1 protein-coding gene is annotated in these 1,474 nt (G+C 61.0%); it reads left to right on the forward strand.

Features of this window, described 5'->3' with window-relative positions:
- The coding region (locus NW843_RS11035) for an FAD-dependent oxidoreductase (protein WP_414522960.1) at positions 1-1,336 on the forward strand (1,336 nt) is incomplete at its 5' end.
- Between the last annotated feature and the right edge of the window lie 138 nt (positions 1,337-1,474).

Here is a 1,474-nt window from a genome sequence, read left to right on the forward strand (position 1 = left end):
AACAGTGATGTTCAGCAGTGTTCAGCGTAAATGTATCAGCATGGGCAAAGTTGTCATCATTGGGGCGGGGCTGGCCGGCTTGGCTTGCGCCAAAGTGCTGAGCCAGGCGGGGTGGAGGGATGTCCTGGTTCTGGAAAAAAGCGACGGCCCTGGGGGGCGGGTGCGTACCGACAAGGTGGATGGCTTTCGCCTGGATCGCGGTTTTCAGGTGCTGTTCACCGCCTATCCCAAAGTGCGACAGCATTTGGATCTGGGCAAGCTCGATCCCCGTCCCTACCGGCCCGGCGCTATTTTGGCTCAACCCGGTCGCTGCTGGCTGTTGGGGGATCCCCTACGGGATCTGTCCAGCCTTCTCCCCTCTTTGCTCAACCCCTTGGCCAGCTTTGGGGACAAGCTCAAGGTGCTGCAATTGCGATCCGAGCTGGCGCGCCGCAGCCCGGAGCAGGTTTTTCGAGAAGGGCTAGGGGGATCCGATTGCTCGCTGCGGGAGTTTCTGGAGCAGTACGGCTTTTCCCAACAGATCTGCCAGCACTTTTTCTACCCCTTTTTCCGCGGGATCCTTCTAGATCCGGATCTGGGCAGTAGCGCCCGCCTCTTTGCCTTTTATTTCAAGATGATGGCCGAGGGATCCATCGTCACCCCGGCCTTGGGCATGGGAGAACTGGCCCGACAACTGGCCGGTCACCTGTCCCCCGAACAGATTCGCTACCAAACCCCGGTGGAGCGCATCCTGGCAGAAGACGGGAAAGTGCGCGGGATCCGCACCGCCAAGGGTGAAGAGATCCCTGCCGAGTGGGTAGTTTGTGCTACTGATGCCCCTCAGGCACGGGCCTGGCAGGCGGAGCTGTGCCCTCAAGCCCCCACCCCTATTCCCACCCAGGGGCGAGCGGTGACCTGTCTCTACTTCTGCGCCCCCTTTTCCCTCAGCCGCGGCGCCTACTTGTACCTCAACGCCACCGGCCAGGGCTGGATCAACCATTGGGTCCAACTTACCCGCATCAGCCCGGCGCTGGCTCCTCCTGGCCAACACCTGTATTCGGTGGTGGTGCTAGGGGATCCCCCCTTGAGGGACGAGGAACTGGCCCAAGCCTGCCGGGCCGAGCTGCAAGCTTACTTCCCGAAAGCTCCCCTAGAGCAATTTCGCCTGTTGCGGGTATACCGGATCCCTTTTGCCCAATTTGTGCAGCCGCCGGGGTTCCAGCAGCACCTGCCATCCACCTGCAGCGGTCTCCAGGGCCTCCTCTGGGCGGGGGAATACACCCACCAGAGCAGCATCGAGGGGGCTCTCCGCAGCGGCGAACAGGCAGCGGCGTGGATCCTCCAAAAATCGGCGTAAATCTGTACAAAGCAATACAGACTTTCTTAAGTCTATTCCCAGCAACAAAGCTGGGATCCCGTGGTATGAAGGGGGTGGACTTCATCGCCCACAGGGATCCCTCCGCCATGCAAAACGCCACCCTTAGCCCAATCCCGC

Source organism: Synechococcus sp. R5-12, assembly GCF_047502655.1.
Classification (GTDB): Bacteria; Cyanobacteriota; Cyanobacteriia; order Thermostichales; family Thermostichaceae; genus Thermostichus.